Consider the following 3,356-nt stretch of genomic DNA (forward strand, 5'->3'; position numbering starts at 1 on the left):
GCAGACAGGAAGAGACGAGATCGCAGAGGACGGGTCAAAACTTCCAAATGTCGTGCAGGTTCCTGAGTGGGAGACTATTTACACAGATAAGGGATTTTTAAAAGAGCTTCTTATGCACAGGGGCGATGCGTCTTTTTGTACCAAACTTACATCAAGGGCGCTCTTTGGCCTGGATAAGCCAAAGGATGAGCAAAGGCTCTTTCCTGAAGGAGTCCTTAATGAAGATTTTTATCTTCTGTATCATATGCTTCCGGATGCGGCTGAAATTGTTGTAACAACTGATACCGGCTACCACGTATATTACAGAAGCGGTTCTAATTCAAGGAAAAAGGCAGAGGACAAAGACTATTTTCCCCCTGTATTTACAGACATAGTTGTAAATTCAGATGACGTAACATCTTTTGCCAAAGAAAAATATCCCGACCTTGAACAATATACAATGAGATTTGCGCTGGTACAAAGGCTTGACTATCTCCTTCACATACCGATCTCGAAGATGACAGATAACAACGACTTTTATAAAAAGGTCTGCAGATTTGTAAAAGAGCATAAGGCCGAAATAAGGACTAATCCTTACTTATCGAGAAGACAAAAGCTCTACCTGTACCTCTTTACAGGTAACCCAAGGACGGTCAGAGTGGTGCACGCAAAACTGCGTGGGCTGTAAAGATCTTGAGCTTAAGTGATTCAAGTAATGACTGGAAACAGTAGATATCAGGAGCCGGAGTGGTTCATAAAAGGGCCGGTGGCTGTAGATATCCGGTGACCGGCTATGAACATATATAGGAAAGGTATGTAGTATATGCCACGAGACTTTGGCAGTACTACATGAAATTAGTTGATGAGTCAAAAGAGTTCAAAAACATGGTTTAAAACAATTGGATACATAATCCTGTGTTTGCAGCTTATAATGTGCATCATAGTTGGAGTAAAGAAGCAGGGCTTTCACGAAGATGAGTACTATTCCTACTATTCTTCCAACAGAACAGCAGGTCTTTTTGTGACAGACAGGCAGTGGCAGGACATAGATACTATTAAAGATGAATTCGTGGTAATCCCGGGAGAAGGCTTTAACTACTCTCTTGTAGCAACAGTTCAGTCCTGGGACGTACATCCGCCTCTTTATTATGATATCCTTCACACGGCATGCTCCATAGTTCCAAGGCTCTTTTCAAAATGGCTTGGAATAGCGGTCAACATGATTGCCTTTGTCATCGCATGGTTTTTATTTCTAAAAGTAATGGACCTTTTAAGAGTATCGGATATCACCAGGCTTTTAGTACTTGCGATCTGGGGGTTTAACCCAATGACCATGTCTTTTATCATGTTTACGAGGATGTACATGTGGATGACAGTATTTGTCATATGCTGCGCACTTCTTCACATAAGACTGTTGCAGGCAGCAAGGGCGGTTGAGAGCTCGATTTTTCTATCAGATAGAAAATCAATGTTCATATTCTGGCTTAGATATATGCTCCCTGTTATGGCCTGTTCCTACCTTGGATTTCTGACCCATTATTATTACCTGATATTCTTCGTATTTATGGGCATGTGCTTTACCATATGGCTATTATTTAGAAGATCCGGCAATAGGGAAAAGAGCTTAAGAAGAATAATAGAAGCTCTTATCTATGTTATAAGCTGCGCTGTATCACTTGGCCTTGCACTTATAACTTATCCATCGGCAGCAGCCCACATATTTGCTGGCTACAGAGGAACGGAAGCTATAAGCGAGTTTTCTACAATATCAAATTTTCCTCAAAGGATATTGTTCTTTGCAGGACTACTTAATAAGAATGTATTTGCAGGAAGCTTTTGGGCCATAGCTTTAGTAATGCTTGTAATATTCATAGTCCTTCGCATAAGGGTAAGCTCTGAATATATCATGCTTGTAATAACTGGAGTAGCTTTCTTTACAGTAGTAGCTAAGACAGGGCTTCTCCTTGGAGAGACATCAAACAGATACGAAATGCCTGTGTACTGGCTGTTCATACTGGTTACGGTTACAGCGCTTGAACTTGCTTTGGGCGAGATAGCACTTAGAATTGAAACCGGAAAGCTCTTTTCCCTGGAAATTAAGGAAAAGGTGGAGATAGCTTCAAAGGCCCTTTTGTACATCTTCTGTGCCTTCATGATTGTATGGGGGCTTGCGTGCGACATATCAGGCAATAACATCCTCTTCCTTTACAGGGAAGAAGGGGCCAAGGTTTCATATGCAAGAGATAATAAGGATGAAGCCGTTGTCATCCTTTATAATAGCGCAACACCTGATAAAGTCTGGTGGATAACAAATGAGATACTGGAATATTCTAAGGTCTACTTTGTAAGCCAGGAAAATGATGCCCCTCTAGATGATGAGATAATCGTGAATGCGGATAAACTTATAGTCTACGTGGCGGATGATGAAAATACGGATAAGATGCTCGGGATGCTTGTGGACTGCAATGAGAATATCGACAAGGCAGAAGAAGTAGGGCATGAAGAGAACTGGACGACGTATGAACTAAATTAAAATGACATGGTCATTGCAGGATACGGAGAGAGCAGCTACATAGGGCTTAAATGGCAAGTGGTTAATATGCTTGCGACGTCATGTTATAATATGTAACTGTGTAACAGGTATAAAGCAAATGATTTCCAGGCTGACATATCATAGATGGATATGATAGCAGTTTTTAAATTAAGTAGTGATAATCAAAGCTGACAATAGATAAATAATGTAAAATGCGAAGCTTGAAAAAATGAAATGATCGAGGACTATTATGAGTAAGATTGCAATTATTACAGCACGCGGCGGAAGTAAGAGAATCCCTCGCAAGAATATCAAGGATTTCTGCGGAAAGCCTATTATAAATTATTCTATAGAAGCTGCTCTAAAAAGCGGTCTGTTTGATGAAGTCATGGTATCAACAGATGATGAAGAGATTGCTGATATAGCAAGAAGCGCAGGTGCAAGCATTCCTTTCATGCGCTCGGATAAGACTTCAACAGATACCGCTACAACTGCTGATGTTCTTCTTGAAGTATTTGATAATTATGAGAAGATAGGCAAGAAGTTTGACGTTGCATGCTGCATATATCCTACAGCACCATTTGTTACAGCTGATAAGCTTAAGGATGCAATGAATCTTTTAGAAACATCAAAAGCTCAGTCAATCGTGCCTATGTCAGAGTTTTCTTATCCTCCGCAGAGAGGCCTTTATATAAACGATAATGGATATGTTAAGATGCTGCATCCTGAATATGCCCAGACAAGAAGTCAGGATCTTCAGAAACTCTACCATGAATGCGGTCAGTTCTATATCTTCAAGGTAGAAGACTTCAAGATATTCAAGGATACTACAATGGAGAACTCT

At 40.4% G+C, this 3,356-nt stretch carries 2 protein-coding genes and 1 pseudogene; all 3 read left to right on the forward strand.

Annotated features, from left to right (window positions below; translation table 11 throughout):
* Positions 1–667 (forward strand): annotated as a pseudogene (locus tag K6G87_RS17230) (glycosyltransferase family 2 protein); the annotation flags it as partial.
* 243 nt (positions 668–910) lie between these two features.
* Entirely contained in the window at positions 911–2,512 is a 1,602-nt protein-coding gene (locus K6G87_RS17235) for a hypothetical protein (RefSeq protein WP_296840019.1), read from the forward strand.
* A 250-nt stretch (positions 2,513–2,762) separates the two neighbouring features.
* A partial coding sequence (gene pseF, locus K6G87_RS17240) for a pseudaminic acid cytidylyltransferase (protein WP_296840022.1) occupies positions 2,763–3,356 on the forward strand: 594 nt, incomplete at its 3' end.

The organism is Butyrivibrio sp., from assembly GCF_024699075.1.